Consider the following 26,633-nt stretch of genomic DNA (forward strand, 5'->3'; position numbering starts at 1 on the left):
GAGCCATGCCCCGAGACGAGATCAACTGGACCCCTGACGGCACCTCGGCCGGTCAACCCCGCCAGGTGCGCCGCATCCTCAAGCTCTTCCGTCCCTACCGCGGCCGGCTCGCGATCGTCGGCCTGCTGGTCGGCGCCGCCTCGCTGGTCTCGGTCGCCACCCCGTTCCTGCTCAAGGCGACCCTCGACACCGCGATCCCGCAGGGCCGCACCGGACTGCTCAGCCTGCTCGCGCTGGGCATGATCGCCAGTGCCGTCCTCACCAGCGTCTTCGGCGTCCTGCAGACGCTGATATCCACCACCGTCGGCCAGCGCGTCATGCACGACCTGCGCACCGCCGTCTACGGCCGGCTGCAGCGCATGTCGCTCGCCTTCTTCACCCGCACCCGCACCGGCGAGGTGCAGTCCCGCATCGCCAACGACATCGGCGGCATGCAGGCCACCGTCACCTCGACGGCCACCTCCCTGGTCTCCAACCTGACCGGCGTCGTCGCCACGATCGTCGCGATGATCGCCCTCGACTGGCGGCTCACCATCGTCTCGATGGTCCTCCTTCCGCTCTTCGTGTGGATCAGCCGCCGGGTCGGCAACGAGCGCAAGAAGATCACCACGCAGCGCCAGAAGCAGATGGCCGCGATGGCCGCCACGGTCACCGAGTCGCTCTCGGTCAGCGGCATCCTGCTCGGCCGCACCATGGGCCGCGCCGACTCGCTGACCGCCTCCTTCGCGGAGGAGTCCGAGCAGCTGGTCGACCTGGAAGTGCGGTCGAACATGGCCGGCCGCTGGCGGATGGCCGTGATCACGATCGTGATGGCCGCGATGCCCGCCGTCATCTACTGGACCGCCGGCATGGCCCTCCAGGCGGGCGGCCCGCAGATCTCGCTGGGCACCATCGTCGCCTTCGTCTCCCTCCAGCAGGGCCTGTTCCGCCCGGCCGTGAGCCTGCTGGCGACCGGCGTCCAGATCCAGACCTCGCTCGCTCTCTTCCAGCGCATCTTCGAGTACCTCGACCTGCCCATCGACATCACCGAGCGGGACGAGCCGGTCCACCTCGACCGGGTGAAGGGCGAGGTCCGCTTCGAGGGCGTCGAGTTCCGGTACGACAGGCACAACGACAAGGTGGGCCCCGTCCTCGACGGCATCGACATCACCGTCCCGGCCGGCACCGGCCTGGCCGTCGTCGGCCCGACCGGCGCCGGCAAGTCCACGCTCGGCTACCTGGTTCCCCGGCTCTACGACGTCACCGGCGGCCGGGTCACCCTGGACGGCGTCGACGTCCGTGACCTCGACTTCGACACCCTCGCCCGCGCGGTGGGCGTCGTCTCCCAGGAGACGTACCTCTTCCACGCCTCGGTCGCCGACAACCTGCGTTTCGCCAAGCCGGACGCCACCGACGAGGAGCTGCACGCGGCCGCCCGCGCGGCCCAGATCCACGACCACATCGCCTCGCTGCCCGACGGCTACGACACCGTCGTCGGCGAACGCGGACACCGCTTCTCGGGCGGTGAGAAGCAGCGGCTGGCCATCGCGCGCACCATCCTGCGCGACCCGCCGGTCCTCATCCTCGACGAGGCGACCAGTGCCCTGGACACCCGCACCGAACACGCGGTCCAGGACGCGATCGACGCCCTGTCGGCCAACCGGACGACCGTCACCATCGCCCACCGGCTCTCCACGATCCAGGGCGCCGACCAGATCGTCGTCCTCGACTCCGGACACGTGGCCGAACGGGGCACGCACGAGGAACTGCTGGAGCTCGACGGCCGGTACGCGGCACTGGTGCGCCGGGACGCCCGGCTGGAGACGGCGGTCGAGCCGGCAGTGGAGCCGGCCGGTTCCGGCGGCGACGAGGCGACCCAGTGGGAGACGGCCCTGCGGCCGGTGCGCAGGCGGGGCGACCGGGGACGCAGGCACGCGACACCGCCGACGAACTGAGGCCGGCGGCTGAAGCCGACCGGCGGCGGCCGACCGGTGGCGGCCGACCGGTGGCGGCCGACCGGTGGCGGCCGACCGGTGGCGGCCGACCGACCGTGGCCGGCCCGACCGTGGCCGGCCAACCGAGGCCGGCCGGTGAGCTCGGCCTACCGCAGTCGGCCCACCGCAGCCGCTCCGCCCCGGCCCGCCGAGGCCGTCCTGCCCCGCCCCCACCGCAGCCGTTCCGCCCCGCCTCCGCTGCCCACCTCGGCCGTCTTACCGCAGTCGCTGCACCCCGTTCGACCCATCGAAGCCGACAAATCGAGGGCGACAAGCTGAAGATATGTCGGGTTTGTGGAGTTATAAGGGCTAACGTGCCCGCATGCAGATGAACACTCCGCCAGGGGACCCGGGCCGACGGACGGCCGTGAGCCGAGGCGCCGCGAGCCGCGGAACGACGACGCGAAGGAAGTCGATCCGGCTGACCCGCCGCGGCAGGATCGTCCTCGGCGTGACCGGCGCCGTCGTCGCCGGTGCCGCGGTGGCGGTGCCCCTGCTGTCCCTGGCCGGCCGCGCGGCCGCGTCCACCACCCTGGTCATCCCGGAGGGCTGGCGGGCGTCCCAGATCTATGACGCCGTCGACAAGGCCCTCGCCCTCCCCGCGGGCAGTACCAGGAGTTCCGTCGGCACCGCGGACCTGAAGCTTCCCGGCGACGCCGGGGGCAACCCGGAGGGCTATCTCTTCCCGGCCACCTATCCCCTGGAGAAGGACGCGACCCCGCAGTCGGTGCTGCGGTTCATGGTCGACACCGCCAACAAGAGGTTCGGCGGGGCACCCGTCGCGGCCGGCGCCCAGCGCGACGCGATGAACGGCTACCAGGCGGTCACCATCGCCAGCATCGTCCAGGCCGAGGCCGCCGGCAGGGCCGACATGGGCAAGGTGGCGCGCGTCGTCCTCAACCGGCTGCAGCGCGGCATGCCGCTCCAGATGGACTCCACCCTCAACTACGCCCTCAACCGCAGCACCCTCAACACCACGCTGAGCGACACCCGCATCGAGAACCCGTACAACTCCTACCAGCGCATGGGACTGCCGCCCTCGCCGATCGACAACCCGGGCGTGGACGCGATGCATGCCGCGCTGAACCCGACACCGGGCAACTGGCTGTACTTCGTCACGGTCAAGCCGGGGGACACGCGGTTCACCGCCGACTACGCCGAACACCAGCGCAACGTCGCCGACTTCAACGCCGCACAGAGCAGCAAGGCCCAGCGGTCGCCGCAGGTCTCGCGGCCGCCGCGCTGAGCCGCCGGTGCGTCACGCGGCGACCGGTTCCCCGGCCAGCAGCCGCCTGATGTCCCGTACGGCCTCGCGCCCCGCGCGGTTGGCGCCGATGGTGCTGGCCGACGGGCCGTAGCCGACGAGGTGGACGCGCGGATCGGCGACCGCGCGGGTCCCCTCGACCCTGATCCCGCCGCCCGGCTCGCGCAGCCGCAGCGGCACCAGGTGGTCCAGGGCGGCACGGAATCCGGTGGCCCAGAGGATGACATCGGCGTCGACGCGCCGCCCGTCGTTCCACTCCACCCCGTCGGGGGTGATCCGGTCGAATATCGGCCGCCGGTCCAGGACTCCGTCCTCCAGGCCCTGCCGGATCGCGTCGTTCAGGGGCAGCCCGGTGACCGAGACCACGCTCCGCGGCGGCAGCCCCTGCCGTACCCGCTCCTCCACCAGCGCCACCGCGGCCCGGCCCGCGCCCTCGTCGAAGGGGCCCTCGCGGAATACCGGCGGCCGCCGGGTGACCCAGGTGGTGGCGGCCGCGTACGGGGCGAGCTCCAGCAGATGCTGGGTGCCGGAGGCCCCGCCGCCGACGACCACGACCCGCTTGCCGGCGAACTCCTCGGGCCCGGCGTACTGCGCGGTGTGCAACTGCCGCCCGCGGAAGGTCTCCTGGCCCGGGTAGCGCGGCCAGAACGGCCGGTCCCAGGTACCGGTGGCGTTGATCAGCGCCCGCGTCGACCAGTCGCCCTGGTCGGTCTCCACGAGCAGCCGCCCGCCCTCGCCCTCGCGCACCGCGCGGACGTCGACGGGCCGGTGCACCCGCAGGTCGAAGGTGCGCTCGTAGTCCGCGAAGTACTCGCCGATGACCTCGGCGGACGGCCGCGCCGGGTCGGCCCCGGTCAGCTCCATGCCCGGGAGCGCGTGCATCCCGTGCACCTTGCCGTACGTCAGGGACGGCCACCGGAACTGCCAGGCGCCGCCCGGCGCGGGGGAGTGGTCGAGCACCACGAAGTCGCGGTCCGGCTCGAAGCCGGTGCGCCGCAGATGATAGGCGCTGGACAGACCTGCCTGACCAGCGCCGATGACGACTACCTCGACCTCACGCGCATTGTTCACGCTTCTACCAACAGCGGGGACGGCCGTGGATCTTCCCGGCCCGGCCGCTCGCAGACCTGCCCGGCGCATGGGCCACGATGGAGGCATGTCGGATGCCTTCACCACACGAGAACTCGATGTCGCCACCGGGAGCCGGGAGCGGGTCGTCGACCTGACCGGCGACTGCGAGGCCTTCCTCCGCGAGGCCGCGGCCGGCCGCGACGGCCTGCTCAACATCTTCACGCCGCACGCGACGGCCGGCATCGCGGTCATCGAGACCGGCGCCGGCAGCGACGACGACCTGCTGGCCGCCCTGCACACTCTGCTTCCCGCCGACGACCGCTGGCAGCACCGGCACGGCAGCCCCGGCCACGGCCGCGACCACGTCCTCCCGGCGATCGTCCCCCCGCACGCCACCCTCCCGGTGATCAACGGCCGCTTGGCGCTGGGCACCTGGCAGTCGGTGTGCTTGGTCGATACAAACCGGGATAATCCGCAACGAAAGGTGCGCGTTACCTTTCTTGCGGGGGCGTGACCTTGTCCCTGATCGGCTCGCATCCGGCAAGCAGGAGCTGGCCGGTTTCATTCGCCTACCAGCCGGGCCAATTGAGCCTCGAGGCCGCTGAGCCCCGTCTTCTCTGCGCCGGCGCGGAGCCGGGACAGTTCGGGGACCTCCAGGCGCAATTGACGGGCCAGGCGAGCGACAAGTTCCTCCGCTTCGTGCCGAGTGACCTTCCGACGTGAGCCCATACGTTGGTCCAGGCGGACAAGGAGAGCGAGCTTGCGTGGTGTCTCCTCCGGGCACCACAAGCGGAAGAATCGGCTGCCCGCCATGCGGTAGCTGCCGATACGGGATACCGGGATCCACTCCTCACCGAAGGCGCTGGCGGGCAGCGAGACCGACCATGTGCCGTCGTCGTCCTGTTCCGGGGCGACAGAGTCGAGGCCCTGCTCGCGGAGCCACCTCCGGGCGGACCGCAGGACGCGCTCGTCCGCCTCCTCTCCCGTCTCCTCGTTGTCGAGAACGTTGATCAGCTCTGGAGCACGGGTGCACAGCTCGCTGAGCTCCGGGTCGGGCGCGGTCCCCGCCTCGGCCTGGCCGTAGACCAGGAGCCCCTTCCGGCCGCGCACCACGTAGACGGGCAGGTGGACGACTGTCTCCTCCAGGCTCTCCAGCGCGTCCAGAGCGACGGGCAGATTGAACCGGGCCCGGTCCTTTCGGTCTTTCAGGCGATCCAGGGCTGAGCGGTCGAAGCCGGATGCCACGGTGATGGGGGTGAAGCGCGGGTAGTGGTCGCTTCGTGTCACCCTGGCCAGTTCGTGGGCGGGCAGCAGGGTCACGACCTCTTCGTCGTAGTGGACTCGCGTCAGCGGCGTGCAGTTCAGTGCCTCGAAGTACAGTTTGCGGCGGTCCTGGCGGGTGACCACGTAGCGGATGTCGTCGTCCACGGATCGCTGCCCGAGCGGCGTCAGGGACAGCCGCCCTCCGGTCTCCTCCCGCAGGTGCCCGATCGCGGCCAGGAAGCGCACGGCCTGCGCTACCAAGGCCTGGTCCAGGGCGAAGAACACGGCGAGTTCGTCCACGGTGTGCAGGGCGCCGTGGCGCAGCCCGCGCTCCAGGAAGCGGTCGATGAGGAAGAAGTCCTCGCCCTCGGTGACATCGGCGCGGATCTCCACCTGCCAGATGGGCAACAGCAGAGCGTAGAGCCGGGTGGGTTCGATGCCCTGGCCGAATGCGGCGTCCTCCAGGACTCGCTCTTCGGGGAAGTTCATCAGGCGGGGAGCGGTCGTCACGGGCGGTGTCCTTCCGCGTGTGGGTCGGCGGCTTCGCCTGTGTCCGGGACGGCTTTGGCGAGGGTCGCCATGACATCCCGGTAGTCCCTCAGGTCGCCGCGGTCGAGCAGATGCTGGTGCAGGTCTTCGATGAGTGTGCGGAAGCCTGGATCGTTGGCACGGATCAGAGTGCTCAGGTCGCCCGTGAGGACCAGTTGGCTCTTGGCGCGAGTGAAGGCGACGTTGGCTCGGCGCAGCTCCTTGAGAAAGCCGATCCGTCCTTCGGGGTTGCTGCGCGTGAAGCCGTACAGGACGACGTCGCGCTCCCCGCCCTGGTAGGAGTCGACGCTGCCGACCGAGGCGTCCGCAAGCTGGGAATCACCGATCAGCGGGGTCAGGTGGCGAACGACCTCCAGGCGCTGGGCGAGGTAGGGGACGATCACCACCCATTCGGAACCCCGGCGGTGGTAGAAGGCGGCGAGCCGGGCCAGGAGACGTGCTTCACAGGTGTTGAAGGGGCCCTTGCGGCCGCGGCCCTCGGCGCGATGGCCCCCCGATTCACGACGTACGCGGTCAGGCAACGCGGCGGTGTCCACGAAGGCCATCGGGCTCGCGAACAAGGGGTCGGTGTGCCGGTGGTCCTTCTCGGTGAGCAGTTCACCCCGGTAGAAGGCAGCCGAGATGAAGTCGGCGATCTCGGCGGGCATCCGGCGCTGGCGGGTCAGCTGTACGACATGCGAGGAGGGCAGTCCGGCGCGCAAGCGTTCCAAGGCGCTCTGGGACATCAACCGGACAAGTTCGGGGTCGTCGACGGCTTGGGCCCACTCATCCACCTCGGGGTCGCGGAAGGGAGGCAGCTGCCGGTCGTCACCGACCAGAACACCACGGCGAACCAGGCTCAGCGGGACCAGTGTGTCCGCGACGCCGATTTGGCCGGCCTCGTCGACGATTCCCAAATCGAACTCGACACCGGACAGTTCAGCGCGGGATGCGGCGCCTATGCAGGTGGCCCCGACCACCTGGGCGTAGCGGACGAGTTCGGGCACCAGCTGGCCCGGGTCCTGGCCGATCGCGGCCTGCCACTGCCGGGTGAGTTCCTCGCGTTGCGAGAGGACCGGTAGCCACGCCTCCAACTGCCGGTGCAGGGTGTGCAGCGCGGCTGTCGCATCGGCCGGATCCCGCAGCCGAGCCGGCGCGGGTACGCCCGGTACGCCTGCGCCCAGCGCCTGGACAGCCATGTCGGCGGCTTCATAGGCAGATTGAAGGCTCTCGCCGATCCGAAGTTCCGTCACCTGATGTGTGGTACGGGCCGCGCTGACAGTGGCGTCCTCGCGGACTGCACGCTCCGCCTCGGTGACCGCCGCTTCTGCCTGCTGGCGCAGGTCGGGTCCGAGTGCATTGAGCCGCTGAATCTCGGCTACCACCGTGGTGAGCTCCTCGCCCCGGCGGCGAGCCCGGGAGCGGTGCAGCCGACCGGTGAAGAAGGCGTCGGAGCGCAACTGCTCGGACCCTACTTTTTCCTGGAGCCACGCGGCACGGTCGACCAGAGACTGCAGGGCCGACTCCCGTTCACCCTCCTTGTGCTGGAGTGCCGCCAACCGTGCCTGGGCCGGTGCGACGGCCGTTTGGATCGCATCCTGCAGACGCAGGGCCGCGATCTTCGCTTCCTGGACCAGGTCGTCGACCTGGTGAACTCGAGTGGCAAGTTCGGCTGTCCACGGCTCGGCAGCCGTTGCCTCTCGGTAGGCCTGTGCGCGCCGGGTCATGGCGTGTCGGATGCCTTCGGAGAGGTTCTCCGACTGTTCCTCCAGGAGCAACGGTTTCACGTCGGCGTGGACCTTGCTCTCGTCTCCTACCCGTATCACCACGAGATCCCGTGGCAGGCGTGCCAGAACGTTGTCCACGGCGCGATTGGTGTGGGAGGTGACGAGGACCCGGCCACTGCCGACGGTGGCCGTCGTCGCGGCGGTATGGGCGATCTCGGTGATGGTGCGGGTCTTGCCGGTGCCGGGAGGGCCGAGCACCACCAGCAGGTCCTCGGTGGTCAACGCCTTCCGGAACGCGTCGAGTTGCTCGGGATCAAGTTCCTCATGCGGCTGTGCGGTGCTGGTTGGGATTGTGCGCACGCGGTGCTCGACCACTGCCGGGAGGAGGCCCGCGTTCCTGGTGCCCCACGTGCGGAGGCTCGCCACGGCCTGTCGCTGTTTGTTGAAGATCACGCTGCTCGGGATGAGTTCCAGAGCGCCGCGTGCCGGCAGCCGCTCCCACGACACGGGTTGATCGAAGCGGACGGTGACGGAACGCTCCGCCGCCCGGTTGACCTTCCCACGGGTCTCTGTGTCGCCCTGTACGCGGACGAAGGCGCCGACCGGCGGTGACTCCGGGCCGATGAGGTGGAATTCGTAGACCGACTGCGGAGTGCTGCCGCGCTTGCCGCCTGTGGCTGTGAGGCGCTGATAAGGGAATGGGGCGGCCTCGCGCTCTTCCCGGGTGGTGATCTCCTCGGTCGCGTCGATCAGCCGCTCCAACGTGTCGAGGAACTCCGACTCGGCTTCGCTGACGACGGAAGGGGCTTCTCGCGTCTGAGCCTGCATCTCGCCGAGACCCTGCCAGGCCTTTTCAAGGTCCTGCCACTGGGCATCCGAGCCCTCGGGCACGGCCCTCAGTTCGAACACCATCTTCCAGGCAGGCGGGCGCACCAGGAGACAGGATCGGGCAAGACGTGCGTGGTCGGCGAGGCGCAGCGGATCGATGTGCTTGACGAAGTAGCCGGTACCTCGGTTCGTGGCCTCGAGGCGCAAGCGATACGTACGCGTGTGAACCAGCAAGGATGGTTTGTACTTGCCGTTTGCCGGGCTGACGCTCACGGCGGCGCCGCCGTCGAGCTGGTTCAGATCGTGGACGATCTGCGAGACGTCGGGCGGCAGACCGGCGCTGGACTCAGCCTTTGCACGGAGCTGTTCGTCAAGGCCCAGCCCCGGGACGAGCACCAGCGGAGCGCGTAAGGTGATGGTGGCGACGGACATCGGTAACGCTCCTCAGCGCTGGGGCGGGACTGACGTCAGCTCGCGTGCAGTGGCAAGCAGAGCGCGACGGAGCGTACGGACATCGGGACGGGCCGCAGGGTCCTCCCGCAGAGCGCCGGCAACGGTATGGATGAGACTGTCCGGTACGGAGGCCGACCCACGGTAGGGAGGCAGTCCGGGCTCGGGGATGCGGCCGCTCAGCGCGCGGTACAGCAGTGCGCCCAGCTGGTAGACATCGGTGGCGGGCCCGGGGCGGGCGCCGGAGCCGTACCGCTGCTCGGGGGCCTGATAGGGCCCGGGGTTCTCGCCCGGGCGGGGTGGCACGGTGGCGAGACCGAAGTCGCGCAGCACCATGCGTGGCCGTTCCATCACGACCGCGGTCGGCTGGAGCGCTCGATGGGAGAACTGCTCGCCGCTCAGCCGTTCGAGGGTCTCGGCAACCCTGGCGAGCCCCTTCACGATCGACCACAGGCGCAGCGGGTCCGCCGGAACCGGCGGTTCGGGGAGCAGCTCGTGGAGGGTTTCCCGGGGGCGGCCGAGCTTCGGGTCACCCGGCCAGGCCAGGGCGAGAGTGGCGGTGTTTCCGCTGCGGGTCAGCTGGACGACGTCGGGGCCGCGGAGGGCACGGCACAACCGGGCTTCCTGTTCGAGCGCGGCCAGGGGGTCGAAGCCTCCCGGGCCCGGCAGAGGCCGTGTCCACTCGACTTGGCGCAGCCAGGCGTAGGTGCCGCGAGCAGTGTCCCCGTCGGACACCACACGCGCCACTGCCTGACGTCGTAGCACGTCGCCGTCCCGCGACTCGTGAAGGAGGTCTCCGGGGCCTTCGTAGAGCAGGTACTCCTGTCCCTCGACCTTGACGACAGGCCGACTGTCCCAGGCCGCTGGGCCGGCGGCGCGGTCGGGGCCGGACACCACGACGACGGGCCCCGGCGGTTGCTCCTGGGCAGGTCGCCCAGCGGGGTACAGGTCGCGCAGTACCCGCAGTGCGAAGGCGGCGGCGTGCCGTGCCGCGGTCTCTTGGGAGCCGGCTGCGTCGCGTGTGGCCTTGTCCGGGTCGGCGGAGTCGCTGATGCCGCGGATGGAGAGGGCCCGTACCGCGCGGTTCATCTTGGCCGCGTGAGTGACGCCGTGGCTCTCCATATCGATGGCCACGGCGTCGTTGTAGTGCCGGCGGATCCGACGGGCCGTCTCGGAGTCACGGAAGCCGAGCAGTACATCGCCCGAGGCGATCGGCTCGAAGTGAACCCGAGGCGGTGTACGGGGCCGCGTATCCGGAGGGAGGAAGACCCATGGCTCGTTGCGTCGAGCGGAGCGCACCAACTGGTCCACGTCGTACGCCGGTTCCCAGGCGTCAGGTCGAGCGGCGAACCCGTCCACGCTCTCGCGTCCGCCGTGATAGCCGTAGACCTTCCTGGCGACGACGACGTCGCCGAGGCGGACATCGTCCTTGAGCGCACCGGCGACGCCGACGAAGAGCACAGCCTCGGCGCCGAAGTACTCGATCGTGGACTGCGTGACGAGGGCGGCACGGGTGTTGGTCGGGCCCGTCTCGGCCAGCGCCACATCCCAGTTGAGGCCCGGTGTGCGGCCGACGTCGATGAGGGTGCCCTGTGGCAGTTCGACCTCGTGGACGTCCTGCAGGTGCCGACGTACCGCCTCGTACTCCACCTGTAAGGCAGTGAGCACGACCACGATGGGCCGTCGCCTTCTCATTCCCCCCAATGGAACCCCTCCACCTTCACGGAATCTGAGACCGGACCTCACGACTCCCAGCGGTCCTCCCGCTCGGAACATGAAGCGGCAGAAAGGGTCACTCTAGCCAGGGTGCCTGGGAGAGCATTCGCCAACGGGTCAGCTCTCAACGCACATGAAGATGGCAGTACGGACAGCCCGGTGCCGGTGCGAGCCTGGCCGTCTGATGCGGTCCGCTCCATCGGCAGCGAGGACTGAGACGGCGTGATCACCGCATCGCGCCCTCGTACCGGCCGTGTGTCCGCGGTCGAGCGGCCACTGGGGGGACCGGGCCCACCTCGCATGGCGAGGCGGGGTGACTGAGAGCAATCAACACAAAGCGCAACACTTGGCCTGGCTGTCACTTTTGGCCTTCTGATGTGGCCAAATGGCAGTTACCGGTGGCCCGAAGGGCTCGGCCTGATGATAAGACCGACGACCTGTCACCGGTGGGGAGCTGTTCCTGGGTCAGGACACCCCGTTGCCGGGATTTGTCGAGAACTGCCTCGACGGTGTTGGCGCCGGCTGACCGTGCGTGCGCCGCTGCCAGAACGGCCGCTCATTACCGACATTCTCGTCGCGAACGGCCGAGCCTGGTTGCCCAGCATCGGAAAGGCTGCCGGGAGCCCCAGGTATCGACGTTGGCTTTCCAGTGGCTTCCAGAACGGTCCTTAAACCGCCCCGTTCACCATGTCTCGACCGGCAGGGCGAACCAATGCGAAGGTCGACGGACCATCCGCTCGGACGGGATCCGCCCGGCCTACGATGCATAAAAGCAGGCGTGGAGTTACTCGCTGGTTGGCTCGGGCCGCCGGACAGATCCCGCGTGTCATGGGTGAACTTGGCACTCTGATCGCGGATCGCGATGGAGGGGACCAGGAAGAGCTTGTGGCGCGCCGTCCATGCGGTTAGCCTGCGGGTAGGAATGGAGCCTGGGACGGTACCCGGGCCACCCCCGTTCATCTTGAGGTACGGAGCGTCGGAAAGCGCCTTCGCCACCACCTCCTTCCACGCTCCCTACGCACCTTCCTGTCCAGCTGTCGTACGCCGGACAGGTGAAAGGCGTTTCCGTGACCGTCTACTCTCAGCATGCCAACCGTGGAAAGACTCAAATCCTGGCGACCTATCAAGGTTCGGATGGCGTGGTGTCCAAGACCGTGACCAGTCTTTCCGATGCTCGCCTAGCGGCCCCGATCGTCGACGTACTCAATCGGATCTCCGCCTTCGCTACAGTCCCGGTCAGCATCCACGACAGCCGGGAACGGCCTGGGGGCTACTACCCGAGCAAGCACGTTGCGGCGCTGACCGACGATGCGGCTCGTGCCGATCTTCTGAATGGCGCCCACAGCCTTTGGTACGAGTACGTCTGCTTGAGGCTTCACCAGGCGCTCGCCGACCTGGAAAGCCATTTGGTGGCTTTGCCCGACACCGTCAGCAGGGCGATCCGTTCCGAACTGGAGCTGGAGGAACGTGATTTGCGCGCCGGACTCGCCGATTTCACAGGCACTTCCTCGGGGGATGAGCCGGAGGTCGAGCGTCACTGGGAGTTCGGTCATCCCTTCGTGAAGCACGACGACGGACTGCGGACGCTGAGCAACGAGACACGGGAGCAGCTCGATCGTCGTGAGGGAGGACTCGCTGCGAAGGAGCAGGCGGAAGCCGTCTCCCACCTCCGGGTTCTGGTCACGGCGCACTCCCACACTGACGCCATGTGGGCTTCACTGGACGATCCCAGCTGCCAACTCTTTGCGGAGCCGTTCGACTCCGACGGCTTCTACCTGACGGTGCAAGCGCCGGAACTTGGCGGCAACAACAGCTCGTGGGAGGTCGAGATCGGGCGCTGGGAGCCGGATGACCCGGACGAAGAGTACGGAGAACACACCAGCGCGACGGGCAACTCTGTGGTCCTCTGCACTCTTCCAGCTGCACCGGAGACTCACGAGATCGTGCACTTGCTGAAGGTCGTGGATGAGAAGCCGTTGCTGTTGGCTCAGTGGGCTGCGACGCCAGTGGGAACGTCCCTTGAAGGGACAACGTTGGCGGTGACCAAGCGCTTCGACTCCTGATCAGCCGGCGACGACGCCGTAGTGCCGACGCGGTGGACGAGTCATGATCGGCTTCTTTTCGCCGCGCTGGCGCTCCACCTGTCGCGGTCGGTCCCGCAGAGATCGACCACGGCGGTGGCCTGGTGCACGCCGAGAAACGGCTAGCCTGGGCTTGCCTTGAGGGAGTTTCGCGGATACAAGCAGGGATAATCCGCGGCGAAAGGTGCGGGTAGCGTTCCTTGAGGGCTCCTGATCTGCCGGGGTCCGTCCGACGCCCCTGGTGACCGTTGGTTCAGGCGGATTCGGCGCTGAGGGTCTGTGCGACGGATCGGTGGGCCGCGATGCGGGCGGGCAGGGCGGTGAGTGCCGCTGTGATCGCTACCGTGGCGAACGCGGCGCCGAACAGCCACCACACCGGTGGGTAGACCGTCCCTGCGGCACTGAAGGGCCACACGAACGCGATCCCCAGGGGGACGCCGGCGAGGGCGCCGGGCACGGTGGGCAGGAGTTGTGCGGCGGACAGCCCGGCGGTGACCTGTCCGGGGGTGGCGCCGAGCGTGCGTGCGACGGCCATGGTGTGCCGGGCCTCCAGCGCCGTCGTCCAGGTGGTCGTGAGGGTGTTCACGGCGGCGAGGACGACCAGTGCGGCGGCGACGACGACCATCGTGTGCCGGCTCTGGGCGTCCTTCAGGTTGCCCAGGTGGGGCGAGTCGATCCCGTAGCCCACCTGGCGCTGGACGAAGACGATCAGCAGTGCGGTGATCGTGATGACCGTGGCCGTGATGCTGCACGCCTGCAGGAAGGCGCGGCCGGGCCGGCGGGCGATCAGGCGCAGCCCGAGCAGGACCGGGACCGGGAGCATCGCGGACAGTCGTGTCAGGCGGGCCCGGTGGTCGGGCCGGCGTGCGGTGTCGGCCAGCGCGGCGACGGTTTCGGTGCGCAGAGCGCGCATGGTCGGGCCGAAGGTGGTGAGGACGGCCACGGCCAGGGCGACCACGGTGGTGAGGACGACGGTGCCGCCGCTCGGTCCGGCGGAGATGCTCAGCAGACTGGCGGTGGGGTTGACGACGGCGGGTTGGGCGAGCCGCGCGGCCAGCAGGCCGAGGGCGTCGGCGAGGAGCGCCAGGGTCACGTATTCGGTGAACAGGACGGCGGCGACGAGGGCGGGAGTGGCGCCGACCGCCTTGAGCAGTCCCACGCGGCGGGTCTGCTTGGCGGCGCGTCCCGCGGCGAGGGTGGCCACGCCGGCGATGGCGAGGAAGCTCAGCAGCCAGCTGCCGATGACCAGGATGGGCCGGCTGCCCTCGATGATCGTGGCGTCCTGGCCGATCATGAACTGCCAGCTCTGGAAGTTCGCGTGGACCGAGGGGCCGCGGTGCGCGTTCACGAACGCCTGGGTCGCGTCCGGGTCGCGCAGCTTCAGGTAGAGGAGCGAGGACACCGAAAGGTGCCTGGCGGCCAGTGGCCCGGTGTCCTGCTCGGTCATCCAGACCAGGCCGCTGTAGTCGCTCGGCCCGCCGTCGGGACCGGTCAGCTGCGCGAACGGATAGACGGTGGTGGCCGCGCTCACGGCGGTCCCGACGACCGGCAGGGAGCGGCCGGCGACGGTGACGTGGTCGCCGACGCGGACGCCCAGCGCGTCGGCGAAGCCGCGTTCGACCACGACGCCTCCGGAGCGTACCCAGGTGCCGGAGGTCACCAGCGGGTGGTCCACCGGGCCCGGTTCGGCGTCGGCGGCCGTCACCACCACGTGTGAGGCGGAGCCCTTCGCGGTCAGCCTCGCGTAGTACTGGAGGTACGGACCGCTGTGGGCGGCGACCGCGGGGTCGCTGGTCAACGCGGCCTGGGTGCGGGCCGCGGCGGCGGAGTCGTCGGGGGAGACCGCCACCACGTCCGGTCCCGCCGTGACGGCGCGGGTGTGGCGGTAGAGCGTCTCGGTCGCCCCGCCCAGTGACCCGCCCAGGGCCAGCATGCCGGTGGCGACCGTGAGGGAGAGGAGAAGCATCGCGGCCTGGCCGGGATGGCGGCGCACGTCGGACCGGACGAGGCGGAACACAAGCAGGATGCGGCCCATGACGGTCAGCCCTCCCAGCCGTGGATGCCGTCCACCGGCTCCCCGAGGTCCGCCATCCAGGTGTCGTCGACGAGTCTGCCGTCGCGCATCGACACGAGCCGGTCCGCGGTGGCCGCGACCCGCTCGTCGTGCGTGACGATCACCAGGGTCTGCCCGGCGGCCCGCAACTCCTCGAAGAGCCGCAGCACGTCGAGGGTGGCCGCGGTGTCCAGGTTGCCGGTCGGCTCGTCGGCCAGCAGCACCAGCGGCTCGTTGGCCAGGGCGCGGGCGATGGCCACCCGCTGGCGCTGTCCGCCCGACAGCTGCCAGGGCAGATGCCGGGCACGGTCGTCCAGCCCGACCTGCTCCAGCAACTGGTCCGCGCGGCACCGGGCCGCGCGCGGCGACCGTCCGGCGAGCAGCGCGGGCAGCTCCACGTTCTCCGCCGCCGACAGCTCCTCGACCAGGTGGAAGGCCTGGAAGACGAAACCCACCGAGTGGCGGCGCAGTTGGGCCAGGGCACGTTCGCCGAGGGTGTCGATGCGGCCGCCGTCCAGCCACACCTCTCCGCCGGTGGGCCGCTCCAGGCCGCCCAACAGGTGCAGCAGGGTGGACTTCCCGCAGCCGCTCGGGCCCATGACGGCCAGCATCCGACCGGCCTCGACGTCCAGGTCGACACCGTCCACCGCGTGGACCAGGCTCTCCCCCCGGCCATGGGTCCGCGACAGGTCGCGGGCCCGCAGCACCGCGTCAATCTGGTTCATCCGTCCCCAGCCTCGTTCTCGACCTTCGACCAGAACTGCTCGCAGGCCTGCAACCAGCGCAGGTCGGCCTGCAGCCGCAGGGCGACACCCTCCAGCAGCAGGCCGGCGGCCGAGCCCTCCGGCTCGGCCAGCAGCGCGCGCTGCGCCTGCCGCAGGCGTCCCATCAACTCGCGGCGGTACGCGGCCACCAGCTCCACCGGATCGGCGAGCCGGGCGGCTCGCGCCACCGCGAGCTTGAGGTGCAGCTCAGCCAGGTCCTGCTTCGGCCAGTTCACCTCGGCCAGCCACGCGGCCACCCGCTGCTGTCCGGACGGGGTCAGCGCGTACACCTTCCGGTCCGGCGGCCCTTCCGCACGTTCGCGGACGACCAGCCCCGCCCGCTCCAGCCGGGCGAGGGTCACGTAGATCTGGCCCGCGTTCATCGACTCACCCAGCGGACCGAGCGCCTGCCGCAGCCACTCACGCAGGTGGTAGCCGTGCGATGGCTCCTTCGCGAGCATCGCCAGCACCACGTCTTGCATGCGACCCCCTAACGGCTAGCCTATGGATAGCGGTTAGTCGCCACAGGAGTCAACCAACCCCAAAACGGAGGGAGTTGGCGAACCGGGCAAAGGCATCGGAAGGTCAGGGCGCCGCGTCCAGCAGGTCGACGGCACTCTGCTGGCGGGCGGCGTCCACCTGGTCGAGCGGCCCGTACCAGCGCAGCCCGTACTGGTCGAGGGCGTTGCGGTCGCTCGCGTAGGCGCGGTCCGCCTGGCGCTTGAGGTAGGCGGTGTAAGGGTGGTCGGGCAGCACCGAGTTGAGCGTGCCGAGGCCGCGCACGTCGGCGCCCTTGAAGGACGGCCCGTCGGCTCCGCAGTCGCCGCTCTCGCACGGATCGCGCAGGATGCCGTCCGAGGTGTGGAGCAGGGAGGTCGTGGTGGCGGCGTCGGCGATCTGCCGGGCGCTGGTGAGCAGTCCGCCGTCACCGGTGGCCCGGTACAGCTCGGCCAGCGCGCCGAGGAGGACGCCCTGGTTGTACGACCAGACGGCCTGCCCGTTGTTGCCGCAGGTGGACAGGTCGATGCCGTCGTTGACCAGGTGCGAGCCGTTGACCATGCCGGTGCCCTGGAACCAGGACCAGCCGGCCCGGGCGCGGTCGAGGTACGTCGTGTCGCCCTGGACGCGGTTGTGGAGAGCCGCGTTGAGCTGGATGTAGAGGGAGTTGGCGATCGCGTTCTTGTACGTCTTCGCCGTGCTCCACCACACCCCGCCGCCGCAGGTGCCGTCCCAGTAGGCGGCCATGTGGTCGGCGTCCGCACGGGCCGTGTTCAGGTAACGGCTGTCGCCGGTCAGGTCGTAGGCGGCGACCCAGGCGAGGCCCCACCAGCCGGTGTCGTCGATGTAGTCGTTGCGGAACTGCCCGCCCTGGGCGTTGATGTTGAGGTCGTAGGTGCGGGCGATCGCGTACCGGTAACTGCCCATGCCCGTCACGCGGATGTTGTCGATGACGGCGGTCAGGGCGTTCGCGGAGTTCCACCAGCCGGTGGTGTCGAACAGGCCGGTTCCGTAGTCGTAGAAGGTCATCAGGCCGGTGGCCGCGGCCGTGCGCGGCTCGCCGGCGTTCCAGGTGGTGCGGGCCCAGGGAGTGCACGCGATCTCGGCGCGGTCCCCGGCCTTTCCGCAGGCGCGCAGGGCGCCGACGCCGAGGTTGTTCCAGTCGTCCACGTTGTACATGAGCGTGCGCCAGCCCCGCTGACCGGTGGGCACGGTGGTGTCGCCGAGCCTGCTGCCCGAGCTCCAGGTGCGGCCGCCGTCGAAGGAACGGTCGAGCCACACCTCGTCGCCCGGGCTGCCGTTGTCGATGGAGGCCCAGCCCATGGCGTCCGCGTCGTCGAAGTGCAGGACGATCGACCGGGAGTAGACGCCCGCCGTGACCGGAGTGCGGTCGCCCGGGGAGAGCGCGGGGTCCCGGGCGTCGCAGTACCTGTTGCAGACGGCGGCCGCCGCGGAGGTGTCGGCGGCGGCCGCCGGGGGCGTGAGGGGGACGAGGACGGTGAAGAGAGCCGGAGCGAGTGCCGCCGCCAGTCGGCGAAGAAGGAGGCGGCTTCTCGGTCTGCGCGCGGAGGGCATGGGGCCTCCCTGCTTCGAGGGACGGACGTGAGAGCGCTCTCGGAACGTAGGGAAGGGCGAGCCGGGCGTCAACCTCGCTCACGGGTACGGAAGTTGCCCCCAGGTCTGCACTAAAGGGCACCCGCCAGCACCTCGGCGGCGGCCACCCCGGAGGCGGCCGTGGCACCGTGCGTGAAGATCTGGGCGGCCGACGGGACGACGGTGCCCGGCAGGCCCATCTCCACGACGATCGCGTCGGGGCGGGCTGCCACGAGCTCCGCGAGGGCCTGCGCCATCCACGCGTGCCGGGCGGCGTCGCGCACCACCACGACCAGAGGCCGTCCCGAGGCGGGTGCGAGCGCCCGCGTCTCCAGCGTGCCGGCGCCCGACAGCAGTTCCTCGCGGCCCACCCGGACGGAGGTCGTCCCGGGCAGCCGCTCGCCCAGCGGGGCGGCCACACCCCACGGGGTCTCCTTCCCGATGGCCAGGTTGGTGGTGGGCGCCAGTTCCACCACGTGCGGTGCGTTGACCAGGGGCAGGGCGTGCCGTACGGCTCCGGTCAGCCGGATGGCGCGGCGGGCCGCCGCGAAGCCGATGCCGTCGGCGTCCCAGGCGGCGGTGCCGGCCGGGGTGAGCCCCGCCGACCAGGCCGCGAACTCCCGGACGCGAAGGCTCGCTTCGGCGAGCCGTTCCTCCGGCAGGCCGCCCGCCAGGACGGCGTCCACGAGGGCGTTCACGAGCAGGCCGGCGGTGGCCTCCTCGGCGTTCTCGCCGCCGACACAGACGGCGTCGGCACCGGCGACGACGGCCCTGACCGTGGCCCCGCCGATCCCGTAACGGCCGGTCACGGCGCCCATCTCGATGGCGTCGGTGACGATGATGCCGTCGAACCCCAGCTCCTGGCGCAGGAGTCCGTCCAGGATGCGCCGGCTCAGCGTGGCGGGCAGCTCGGGATCGTAGGCGGGGACCAGCAGGTGGCCGCTCATCACCGCACGGACGCCCGCGTCGAGGGCGGCCCGGAACGGCGGCAGGGCCTGCTCGGCGATCCGGTCGCGGTCGGCGTCGTAGACGGGCAGCCCGTGGTGGGAGTCGACGGCCACGTCGCCGTGGCCGGGGAAGTGCTTGGCGCAGGCGGCGACACCGGCCGACTGGAGTCCCCGGATCCAGGCGCCGGTGTGCCGCGCCACCACCTTGGCGTCGACGCCGAAGGACCTGACCCCGATGATCGGGTTGTCGGGGTTGGAGTTCACGTCCGCGCTCGGCGCGTAGTCGAGGCTCACACCGGCCGCACGCAGCTGGCGGCCCAGGTCGGCGGCGACGGCCTCGGTGAGCTCGGTGTCGTCGACGGTTCCGAGTGCGAAGTTGCCCGGGCGGGTGGAGCCGGTCGCCGACTCGATCCGGGTGACGTCGCCGGCCTCCTCGTCGATCGCGATGATCAACTCCGGGTTCTCCGCGCGTAGTTGCCCGGTCAGACGGGCGACCTGTTCGGGCGTGACGATGTTGCGGGAGAAGAGCACGACCGAGGCCAGCCCGTCCCCGATCTCGCGCAGCACCCACTCGGGGGCCTCGGTACCGACGAATCCCGGCTGCAGGACGGAGCGCGCCAGTCGTCGCAACTCCTTGCTGTGCTTGCTGGAGACCATAGCGTGCGCCCTCCTGTTGGTACAGACCAATGCGTCTCCGTCAGGCTAACGGCTCGTGTCAAGTGGGCCCGGATCGTGTCCTGTTGGTGAAACGCGCCCTCAACTGCGGTGTTTGACAGGATGAGTTGGTCTAGTCCAAGTTGGAGGTACGCGAGTTCGAACAGGGGCTGGTGTGGCCCGTGGTGCAGTGACCCTGCCGGAACGGTCCCCGTCCCTCACTCCGCGCAGTTGGCGACCCGGTCGGGCCGCCGGTACCTGAGATCGAGGTGTGGAGCACCGAATGCCCACGACTGACCGTTATCTCCATCGAGCCCCCTCGGACATCCCCTACTTCAGCTCGGACGGCGAGACCTACCTCGCCCAGACCCCCCTGCGGGACCTGACGAAGAGCCGCCCGCTGCGAGTCCTCTCCGAGGAGGACTTCGCCCACTGGCAGACGTACGGCCATGTGGTGGTGAAGCAGGCCATCCCCGCCGCCTCGGCCCGCGAACTGCTCGACTTCGCCTGGGAGTTCGAGGGCCTTGACCCCGAGCGCCCGGAGACCTGGTACGAGGAGCGCGAGTACCGCTCCGACCTGGACCGGGATCTGCACATCTACGGCTTCGTCGAGGCCTACCACCACCAGCTCATCTGGGACAGCCGCCAGACCCGCCGGGTCTACGACGCGTTCGTCGACGTCTGGGACTGCGAAGAGCTCTGGGTGACGCTCGACCGGCTCAACCTGAACCCGCCCAACATCAAGAACCGTGACCGGGCCCTGATCCCGGGCACGGCAGAGGGCTTCGACATCGAACTGCACTGGGACGTCGACACCACGCTCGGCGTACTGCCGCAGCGGGTCCAGGGGATCATCGCCCTGACCGACACCAGGCCGGAACTGGGCGGCTTCCAGTGCTGCCCCGAGCTGTTCAAGCGCTTCGACCAGTGGAAGGCGTTCCAGCCGGACGACCGCGACCCGATCCGGCCCAGGATCGACCGCACCGAGTTCCCCGTGGTCCGGCCGCAGCTCGAAGCCGGCGACCTGCTGATCTTCAACGGGCTGCTGGCGCACGGCGTGGCACCGAACACCTCCGACCGGACGGTGCGCGCGGTCCAGTACCTGTCGATGATGCCGGCGCTGGAGTCCCACGAAGCGCTCAGGCGTTCCCGGGTCGAGTCCTGGCGCACCCTCGCCACACCCGACTGGAACGGGACGCTGCTGGGCGACGCCACGCGGCACGAGTCCCTGCGGTACGGGAGGGCCACGCTCGACGAACTCGGCGCCAAGCTGCTGGGCCGCACCTCCTGGAGCGGGGCGGACCTCGACGGTGCAGCGCAGCCGGCCGGAGAAGAGACATGCGCCGAATCTGCCTGACCCTGCCGACCAACAGGCCCTGCACGGCGACGATCACGGCCGTGGCCGAGGAAGCGGCCTACGCCGCCCGGCACTTCGACGTCGAGGTGCACCTCCTGATCCTGGACTCCTGCCCCGCACCGGCCTACGCCGAACACGCCGAGGCCGTGCGCCTGATACCCGACGACCCGCGGATCGTCGTACACCACCTCGACGAGGTACGGCAGCGGGACTTCCTCCGGCGCACCATCGACCGGTCCGCGGCCACGAAGCCCGACCTCCTGCTGGACCTGATGCTCCCGGCCGGCCTCTCCTACGGCGCCTGCACCAACCGCGCCTTCCTGCTCGCCGCCGCGCTCGGCTGCGAGTCCGTGCACCGCCGGGACTCCGACAGCCGGTACCAGACCGCAGGCGGCGAGCCGGTCTTCCCCGTCCATCACGAACTGCCGGCACTCGGCAGGCGCGCGGCCGACGCCGCCCCCCACGTCACCGAGACCGCACTCGCCGCCGACCGCATGGACCGGCGGGTGGCGATGGTCGGCAGCTCCTTCGTCGGCGAACTGTCCGTGGACATCGGCGAGATACTCCGCATCGACCCCGGCGTGTACCACGACATGGTCGGTCTGTGGGCGCCCGTGGACTGGTCGCCGGAGCAGAAGAGGCAACTCGTCGAGGAGTCCTTCCGGGGCGCGGGCACGGACGCCTTCACCGCGGACCACTCCACCCTGACCGTGGTCGATCCCATGCGCGTGGACATGTGCAACATCGCCTTCCACGGCGTGCACGAACGCGTGCCCCTGCCGCCGGCGACCGACACGATCGGCAGCGACTACTTCCTGATCCACCTGGTCCACGACGCCGCGCTGCCGGGCGTCCTGCACAACCGGAACATCGTCAACTTCTACACCGGCGAACGCCGTACCGACTCCGGGTTCACGGCGTACCAGCTGCGCTTCGTCAAGTTCCTGCTGTCGATGCTCTACTTCAACTTCGTCTACGACCGCATGGCCCGGACCGGTACCTCACTGCTCGACGGACAGGGGCAGGTGCGCGCGTCGGCCGTGGCCCGGCTGGCGAGGGAGAGCGCGGGGCTCGACCGGAGCGAGAACGTCCACCGGCTGGACGTCCTCGACGCCGCGTACCGGAAACTCGGCGGCCGCTACGCCGAGTTCGCCGACCTTCTGGACCGGCGCCGCGAACGCCTCCTCGACGAGGCGCGGGGCGACATCGAGGACTTCGCCCTGCTGACCGAGGCGTGGGAGCCGCTGGTCGGCGCGGCCCGCCGCACCTACGTGCCCCGGACGCCCGGACGGCAGCGGTGACGGCGGTGACCGCGGCCATGACCCGTGCCTCCGCGCCCCTGCTCGCCGCGCTGGCGGGCGCCACCGAGGACGGGATCTTCTTCGACCTGGCCGGGATCCGGCGCGGCTACGCCACCCTGCGGCGCGAACTGCCCGGCGTCGACATCCGGTTCGCCATGAAGTCCTGCCCCGTGGACGAGGTCCTCGCCTGCCTCGCGAGCGAGGGCGCGGGGGTCGACGGGGCGAGCCCCCGGGAACTGGAGCAGGCGCTGCGCACGGGCGTGCCGGCCGGCAGGACGCACTACGGCAACACCGTCAAGTCCGACCGGGACATCGCCGACGCCCACCGCCTCGGCGTCCGGGACTTCGCGACCGACAGCGTCGAGGACCTGGCGGCCGTCGCGGCCCATGCCCCGGGAGCCCGCGTGTTCTGCAGGCTGGCGACGAGCGGCGACGGGGCGCTGTGGGGACTGAGCAACAAGTTCGGCTGCTCGCCCGCGGACGCCGTGCGGATCCTGGAGACGGCCCGGGGAATGGGCCTGACACCCTCCGGTCTGTCCGTGCACGTCGGCTCCCAGCAGATGACGGCCGACGCCTGGCACAGCGCCGTCGAGTGTCTGGCGGACGTCCTGACAGCCCTGGGCCGGCGCGGCATCGTCCTGGACCACGTCAACCTCGGCGGCGGTCTGCCGGCCCTCGGATACCTCGACCCGCACGGCCTGCCCCTGGAACCCCCGCTGGACAAGATCTTCGCCGTCATCCGCGAGGGCATGCGCCACCTCAGGAAAGTCCACGGCGAACACCTCGCGTTCGTCATGGAGCCGGGGCGCCACCTCGTCGCCGACCACGGGGCCATCCGCGCCCGTGTCACCCGCCTCGCCGAGCGGCGCGGACCGGACGGCGAGCGGCAGCACTGGCTCTACCTGAGCTGCGGCAAGTTCAACGGCCTCTACGAGATGGACGCGCTGCAGTACCCGCTGGTCTTCCCCACGCACCCCGATGCCGAGTACGTCCCCGCCGTCGTGGCGGGTCCCACCTGCGACAGCGACGACGCCTACCCCCAGGGGCACGCCCTCGTCCACGTCCCGCGGGAGCTGGCGTCCGGCGACCCCGTCTGGGTGCTCGCCGGCGGCGCCTACGCGATCAGCTACACGACCCAGGGTTTCAACGGCTTCGCCCCGCTCCCGTACACCTGCGTCGACGGAGGCCGGCCGTGAGCGGCGACGGCGTCCGCATACGCCACATCACCGACGCCGACTGGGACGCCGTCGCCGCGATGGAATCCCGGGCCTATGCGGAACTCGGCCTCTCGGAGGGCCGCGCGGCCCTGCGGTCCAGGGCGGACGCCTCGCCGGAGACCTGCTTCGTCCTGGACGTCGGCGCGCAGCAGGCCGGGTACGTGCTGGCACTGCCGTATCCGCCCTTCGGATACCCGGACCTCGAACGGGCGGAGCAGCCCGCGGTCGCCGCGCGCCACCCACGCAATCTGCATCTGCACGACATCGTGGTCGCGGAACGGCTGCGCGGCAGGGGACTGGGGCAGCGGCTCCTCGACCACCTCATCCTGACCGCCGGTGCACGCGGATTCGACCGGATCTCGCTGATCGCGGTCGGCCGCAGCGAGCCGTTCTGGTCGGCACGCGGGTTCACCGCGTACCCGGGGATCTCCCCGGACGGATACGGCGCGAACGCCGTCTACATGTCCCGTGGGACGGCCGAGTCGACGAAGCGAGTTGATGCGTGTGTTCCCTGTCCGTGATCCTTTCCGCCGCAGCCAGTTGGCCATCGCCGCGCTGTTCTGCTCCCTCGGCTTCCAGTACGCCACCTGGGCCTCGCGGATCCCCGCCGTCAAGGCGGACCTCGGGCTGACGGCGGCCGAGGTGGGGGTGCTGCTGATGGCGGCCGGTATCGGCGCCGTGGCGTCGTTCCCGCTGGTGCCGGTGCTCATGAAACGGCTGGGCTCCGCACGGCTGGCGCTGCTGTCGGCCCTCTGTCTGACCCTGCTGCTCCTGGCACTCGCACTCGCCCCGGACTATCCGGTCGCCCTGCTGGTCATGGTGGCGGACGGCGTGTTCGTGGGGTGCCTGAACGTGGCCATGAACGCACAGGGAACGGCCCTGGAGACCCGGTTCGCACGCAACACCATGGCCAGACTGCACGCGACGTTCAGCGCCGGTTCGCTGCTCGCCGCGCTGCTCGCCTCCGGCATGAACGCGGCCACCTCCTCCGTCACGGAGCACTTCGGCGTGGCCGCCGTCGTCCTCGTCCTGCTGACGGCGCTGGCGCGCCCAGGTCTTCTGGAGGACGAGGCTCCCGCGGCGGAGAAGCCGAGCAAGAGCCGTACCGGATGGAGCCTGCCGTCCCGGGTGACGCTCTGGATGTGCTGCGCGATGGCGTTCGGCACGGTGACCGAGGGCGCCATGAACGACTGGTCCGCCCTCTACCTGCGAGAAGTCGCCAAGTCGACGGCGGAGTTGGCGCCGATGGGCATCGCCGTGTTCTCCGGCATGATGGTGCTGGCCCGCCTCTTCGCCGACGGCTGGCGCAGCCGCTGGGGCGACGGGCGCGTCGTGCTGCTCGGCAGCGCCCTGGCCGCCGCCGGGCTGGCCTTCGCTCTGCTGAGCGGGGGAGTGGCGGCGGCGCTGATCGGGTTCGCCTGCGTCGGACTGGGCTGTGCGGCCGTGACCCCGTGCGTCTATGTGGCCGCGGCGAAACAGGGCTCGCAGGCGCTGGCGCTGGTGGCGGCCATGGGCACGACCGGCCTGCTGGCGGGGCCGCCGATCATCGGTTTCGTGGCGAGTTCGAGCAGCCTGGTGTGGGGCCTCGGAGTGGTCGCGGCGGCGGCTGTCGTGGTCTCCCTGTGCAGTACGCGGATCCAGTGGACGCCCGCGAGCGGCTGACCAGAGCCAGGTGCTGGTGCTGATGTCGGTGCCGCGCCGGTCACAACGGTCGTGACGGTCACGCGGGTTTGCGCCACACCGAGATGTGCTTCGCGGAGTCCTGGGTGAACGGGGAGCCGTCCCAGTCGGCCACCCGGCGCTCCGGCGCGAGGCCCGCGATCCGGGCCATCAGGTCCAGTTCCGCGGGCCACGCGTAGCGGTGCCGGGAGGCGTCCCGGCGGTAGCGGCCGTCCTCGCCGTCGCGGGTGAGGTGGTGCGAGACGAGGATCTGCTCGACCAGGTCGAAGGTGTCGAAGCCGAGGTGCTCCGCGGAGACGTCGAACGGCACCGCGGCCTGCCCCGGCGGCAGCAACCGCAGCGGCGGCACCCCGAGTTCGATCACGAACCGGCCGCCGGGCCGCAGATGCCGGGCCGCGTTGCGGAAGCACTCGACCTGCTCGTCCTGGGTGAGCAGGTTCGAGATCGTGTTGTAGACGAGATAGACCAGGGCGAACTCGCCGGGCACGGTGGCCGTCGCCATGTCCCCGATCACGACCGGCAGGGTCGCCTCGTCGGTCTTCCGCCGCAGGACCGCCACCATGTGCTCGGAGAACTCGATGCCCGCCACGGGCACCCCGCGCTCCCGGAGCGGGACACCGACCCGCCCCGTACCGATGGCGAACTCCAACGCCCTTCCGTCTCCGGCGAGTTCGGCGAGGAAGCCGACGGTCGGACCGAGTACGGCGGCCGAGGACATCTCGTTCTCCTCACCGTCGTAGCGGTCGGCCTCGGCCTGGCTCCACAGTTCACTGCTCGTCACGATCGGCCACTGTGCAGGGCGGACGAAGACGCTGTCCACGGGTTTTCCCGGCCGTCGGCCCCTTGCCGGGCCGCGCCTGCCCGGGTGTCGGGACCAAGCCCAGCCGCTGGGCGTGCAGGACCGTGCCGAGACGGTCGCGGGTGCCGAGCTTGCGGTAGATGTTCTCGACGTGCTTGTGCACCGTGCGCGCCGAGATGCCCAGCCGGCGGCCGATCGCGTCGGCGGTCAGGGCGTCGGTGAGCAGGAGGAGGACGGTGAGTTCCCTGGGCGTCAGCACACAGTCCGCCACGCTCTCCGCCGGCTCGCCGGCCGTTGCGGACAGCCGGCGCCACTGCTCCAGGAGCCGGCGCTGCTGCTCGACGGCGGCCAGCAGCGGTTGCGCGCGCTCGGCGATCCGCACATGGTCGTCGGTGAAGTCCGTGCCGGAGCGGTAGACCAGACAGCCGGTGATCGGCGCGACCGTACCGGGCAGCGGCAGCGCCAGCACCTGGTCCAGGTCCAGGCCGTCAGCGAGCACCTGCGCGGTCTCGCTCACCGGCCAGGCGCGGCCCGCGAGCCGCCGGGCCGTGACCGGTGCACGGCCGAGGCCGGCCGCGTAGTGGTGGGCGAACGGGTAGCCCGAGCGCAGCACCCCCAGCGACTCGTCGCCGAGCCGGCCCAGCGCGGCGGCGGCAGCGGGCGACATCCCGAGGGTGCCCTTGTCCTCGCTCCAGTCGTCCAGCTTGTAGATCAGGGTCTCCCCGCCGCACAGAGCGGTCACCGCCTCGGCGAGCAGCGGCCAGAGCCGTTCGGGCTCGCGTTCGTTGAGCGCGGCCACGGCCAGTTCGGTGAGGCGTTCATAGGCCCTGTCCAGCCCGTGTAACACGTGTTCCTCTCTGGTCGTGCCC

Annotated in this window: 20 protein-coding genes; 9 read left to right on the forward strand and 11 right to left on the reverse strand. The window is 70.5% G+C overall.

The features are described from left to right. The first annotated feature begins 5 nt into the window (after window positions 1-5). Together SSP29_RS43330 and mltG are read left to right on the forward strand one after the other, a co-directional pair. Window positions 6-1,934 (forward strand): ABC transporter ATP-binding protein, encoded by a 1,929-nt coding sequence (locus tag SSP29_RS43330; RefSeq protein ID WP_245883525.1) that lies wholly within the window; start codon window positions 6-8, stop codon window positions 1,932-1,934. Window positions 1,935-2,295: 361 nt separating this feature from the next. Beyond that, window positions 2,296-3,219: an endolytic transglycosylase MltG gene (gene mltG, locus SSP29_RS43335; protein WP_150136065.1), complete on the forward strand. Its 924-nt coding sequence runs from the start codon at window positions 2,296-2,298 to the stop codon at window positions 3,217-3,219. Between the two features lie 12 nt (window positions 3,220-3,231). On the opposite strand, the gene SSP29_RS43340 is transcribed toward mltG, so the two are convergent. After that, entirely contained in the window at window positions 3,232-4,308 is a 1,077-nt protein-coding gene (locus SSP29_RS43340; RefSeq protein WP_089106456.1) for an NAD(P)-binding domain-containing protein, read from the reverse strand. An 85-nt stretch (window positions 4,309-4,393) separates the two neighbouring features. On the opposite strand from SSP29_RS43340, the gene SSP29_RS43345 reads away from it, so the two are divergent. Then, window positions 4,394-4,822, forward strand: a complete 429-nt coding sequence (locus tag SSP29_RS43345; RefSeq protein ID WP_089106457.1) for a secondary thiamine-phosphate synthase enzyme YjbQ — start codon at window positions 4,394-4,396, stop codon at window positions 4,820-4,822. Window positions 4,823-4,869: 47 nt separating this feature from the next. On the opposite strand, the gene SSP29_RS43350 is transcribed toward SSP29_RS43345, so the two are convergent. Genes SSP29_RS43350 through SSP29_RS43360 form a run of 3 tightly spaced genes read right to left on the reverse strand, consistent with a single transcriptional unit; the run spans window position 4,870 to window position 10,772 of the window. Further along, entirely contained in the window at window positions 4,870-6,081 is a 1,212-nt protein-coding gene (locus tag SSP29_RS43350) for a hypothetical protein (protein ID WP_089106458.1), read from the reverse strand. Beyond that, window positions 6,078-9,086 carry a DEAD/DEAH box helicase gene (locus tag SSP29_RS43355; RefSeq protein ID WP_089106459.1) on the reverse strand — a complete coding sequence of 1,003 codons (3,009 nt, stop codon included), beginning with the start codon at window positions 9,084-9,086 and terminating at the stop codon, window positions 6,078-6,080. Before SSP29_RS43355 ends, SSP29_RS43350 begins: the two co-directional genes overlap by 4 nt. Window positions 9,087-9,098: 12 nt before the next feature. After that, window positions 9,099-10,772 carry a phosphorylase family protein gene (locus SSP29_RS43360; protein WP_167450144.1) on the reverse strand — a complete coding sequence of 558 codons (1,674 nt, stop codon included), beginning with the start codon at window positions 10,770-10,772 and terminating at the stop codon, window positions 9,099-9,101. Window positions 10,773-11,887: 1,115 nt separating this feature from the next. Between SSP29_RS43360 and SSP29_RS43365 the strand changes: the two genes are divergently transcribed. Then, window positions 11,888-12,883 carry a hypothetical protein gene (locus SSP29_RS43365; protein WP_089106461.1) on the forward strand — a complete coding sequence of 332 codons (996 nt, stop codon included), beginning with the start codon at window positions 11,888-11,890 and terminating at the stop codon, window positions 12,881-12,883. A gap of 271 nt (window positions 12,884-13,154) precedes the next feature. Here the strand turns inward: SSP29_RS43365 and SSP29_RS43370 are convergent, their stop codons facing one another. The 5 genes from SSP29_RS43370 to SSP29_RS43390 form a co-directional block, all read right to left on the reverse strand. After that, a complete protein-coding gene (locus SSP29_RS43370) occupies window positions 13,155-14,936 on the reverse strand; it encodes an ABC transporter permease (RefSeq protein ID WP_089106462.1) in 1,782 nt (593 codons plus the stop codon). A 5-nt stretch (window positions 14,937-14,941) separates the two neighbouring features. After that, complete coding sequence (locus tag SSP29_RS43375) at window positions 14,942-15,679, reverse strand: ABC transporter ATP-binding protein (protein ID WP_089106463.1); 738 nt, start codon at window positions 15,677-15,679, stop codon at window positions 14,942-14,944. After that, on the reverse strand, window positions 15,676-16,200 hold the full coding sequence (locus SSP29_RS43380; RefSeq protein ID WP_089106464.1) for a PadR family transcriptional regulator: 525 nt from the start codon (window positions 16,198-16,200) through the stop codon (window positions 15,676-15,678). The genes SSP29_RS43375 and SSP29_RS43380 overlap by 4 nt, the downstream gene beginning before the upstream one ends. A gap of 103 nt (window positions 16,201-16,303) precedes the next feature. Beyond that, entirely contained in the window at window positions 16,304-17,791 is a 1,488-nt protein-coding gene (locus tag SSP29_RS43385) for a glycoside hydrolase family 76 protein (RefSeq protein WP_089106465.1), read from the reverse strand. 110 nt (window positions 17,792-17,901) lie between these two features. Next, window positions 17,902-19,413: a glycoside hydrolase family 3 protein gene (locus SSP29_RS43390; RefSeq protein WP_089106466.1), complete on the reverse strand. Its 1,512-nt coding sequence runs from the start codon at window positions 19,411-19,413 to the stop codon at window positions 17,902-17,904. A gap of 280 nt (window positions 19,414-19,693) precedes the next feature. Between SSP29_RS43390 and SSP29_RS43395 the strand changes: the two genes are divergently transcribed. The 5 genes from SSP29_RS43395 to SSP29_RS43415 are packed head-to-tail and all read left to right on the forward strand — an operon-like array spanning window position 19,694 to window position 24,947. Further along, window positions 19,694-20,767, forward strand: a complete 1,074-nt coding sequence (locus tag SSP29_RS43395; protein WP_089106467.1) for a phytanoyl-CoA dioxygenase family protein — start codon at window positions 19,694-19,696, stop codon at window positions 20,765-20,767. Further along, window positions 20,749-22,068, forward strand: a complete 1,320-nt coding sequence (locus SSP29_RS43400; RefSeq protein ID WP_089106468.1) for a DUF6271 family protein — start codon at window positions 20,749-20,751, stop codon at window positions 22,066-22,068. Before SSP29_RS43395 ends, SSP29_RS43400 begins: the two co-directional genes overlap by 19 nt. A gap of 17 nt (window positions 22,069-22,085) precedes the next feature. After that, window positions 22,086-23,264, forward strand: a complete 1,179-nt coding sequence (locus SSP29_RS43405) for a type III PLP-dependent enzyme (RefSeq protein ID WP_150136067.1) — start codon at window positions 22,086-22,088, stop codon at window positions 23,262-23,264. Window positions 23,265-23,323: 59 nt separating this feature from the next. Then, window positions 23,324-23,806 (forward strand): GNAT family N-acetyltransferase, encoded by a 483-nt coding sequence (locus SSP29_RS43410; RefSeq protein ID WP_089106548.1) that lies wholly within the window; start codon window positions 23,324-23,326, stop codon window positions 23,804-23,806. Continuing rightward, complete coding sequence (locus SSP29_RS43415; protein ID WP_150136069.1) at window positions 23,784-24,947, forward strand: MFS transporter; 1,164 nt, start codon at window positions 23,784-23,786, stop codon at window positions 24,945-24,947. The genes SSP29_RS43410 and SSP29_RS43415 overlap by 23 nt, the downstream gene beginning before the upstream one ends. A 58-nt stretch (window positions 24,948-25,005) precedes the next feature. On the opposite strand, the gene SSP29_RS43420 is transcribed toward SSP29_RS43415, so the two are convergent. Both SSP29_RS43420 and SSP29_RS43425 read right to left on the reverse strand, forming a co-directional pair. Further along, a complete protein-coding gene (locus SSP29_RS43420) occupies window positions 25,006-25,746 on the reverse strand; it encodes a class I SAM-dependent DNA methyltransferase (RefSeq protein ID WP_089106549.1) in 741 nt (246 codons plus the stop codon). Further along, window positions 25,733-26,611, reverse strand: a complete 879-nt coding sequence (locus SSP29_RS43425; protein WP_089106470.1) for a helix-turn-helix transcriptional regulator — start codon at window positions 26,609-26,611, stop codon at window positions 25,733-25,735. Before SSP29_RS43425 ends, SSP29_RS43420 begins: the two co-directional genes overlap by 14 nt. Window positions 26,612-26,633 lie beyond the last annotated feature (22 nt).

Origin of the sequence: Streptomyces hyaluromycini (assembly GCF_002217755.1) — a bacterium.
Lineage (GTDB): Bacteria > Actinomycetota > Actinomycetes > Streptomycetales > Streptomycetaceae > Streptomyces > Streptomyces hyaluromycini.

Coding starts and splice junctions, on each gene's coding strand:
- SSP29_RS43330 (WP_245883525.1), top strand. CDS start 6: ATGCCCCGAGACGAGATCAACTGGACCCCTGACGGCACCTCGGCCGGT.
- SSP29_RS43415 (WP_150136069.1), top strand. CDS start 23,784: ATGCGTGTGTTCCCTGTCCGTGATCCTTTCCGCCGCAGCCAGTTGGCC.
- SSP29_RS43390 (WP_089106466.1), bottom strand. CDS start 19,413: ATGGTCTCCAGCAAGCACAGCAAGGAGTTGCGACGACTGGCGCGCTCC.
- SSP29_RS43375 (WP_089106463.1), bottom strand. CDS start 15,679: ATGAACCAGATTGACGCGGTGCTGCGGGCCCGCGACCTGTCGCGGACC.
- SSP29_RS43405 (WP_150136067.1), top strand. CDS start 22,086: ATGACCCGTGCCTCCGCGCCCCTGCTCGCCGCGCTGGCGGGCGCCACC.
- SSP29_RS43410 (WP_089106548.1), top strand. CDS start 23,324: ATGGAATCCCGGGCCTATGCGGAACTCGGCCTCTCGGAGGGCCGCGCG.
- SSP29_RS43400 (WP_089106468.1), top strand. CDS start 20,749: ATGCGCCGAATCTGCCTGACCCTGCCGACCAACAGGCCCTGCACGGCG.
- SSP29_RS43380 (WP_089106464.1), bottom strand. CDS start 16,200: ATGCAAGACGTGGTGCTGGCGATGCTCGCGAAGGAGCCATCGCACGGC.
- SSP29_RS43385 (WP_089106465.1), bottom strand. CDS start 17,791: ATGCCCTCCGCGCGCAGACCGAGAAGCCGCCTCCTTCTTCGCCGACTG.
- SSP29_RS43370 (WP_089106462.1), bottom strand. CDS start 14,936: ATGGGCCGCATCCTGCTTGTGTTCCGCCTCGTCCGGTCCGACGTGCGC.
- SSP29_RS43355 (WP_089106459.1), bottom strand. CDS start 9,086: ATGTCCGTCGCCACCATCACCTTACGCGCTCCGCTGGTGCTCGTCCCG.
- mltG (WP_150136065.1), top strand. CDS start 2,296: ATGCAGATGAACACTCCGCCAGGGGACCCGGGCCGACGGACGGCCGTG.
- SSP29_RS43345 (WP_089106457.1), top strand. CDS start 4,394: ATGTCGGATGCCTTCACCACACGAGAACTCGATGTCGCCACCGGGAGC.
- SSP29_RS43395 (WP_089106467.1), top strand. CDS start 19,694: ATGCCCACGACTGACCGTTATCTCCATCGAGCCCCCTCGGACATCCCC.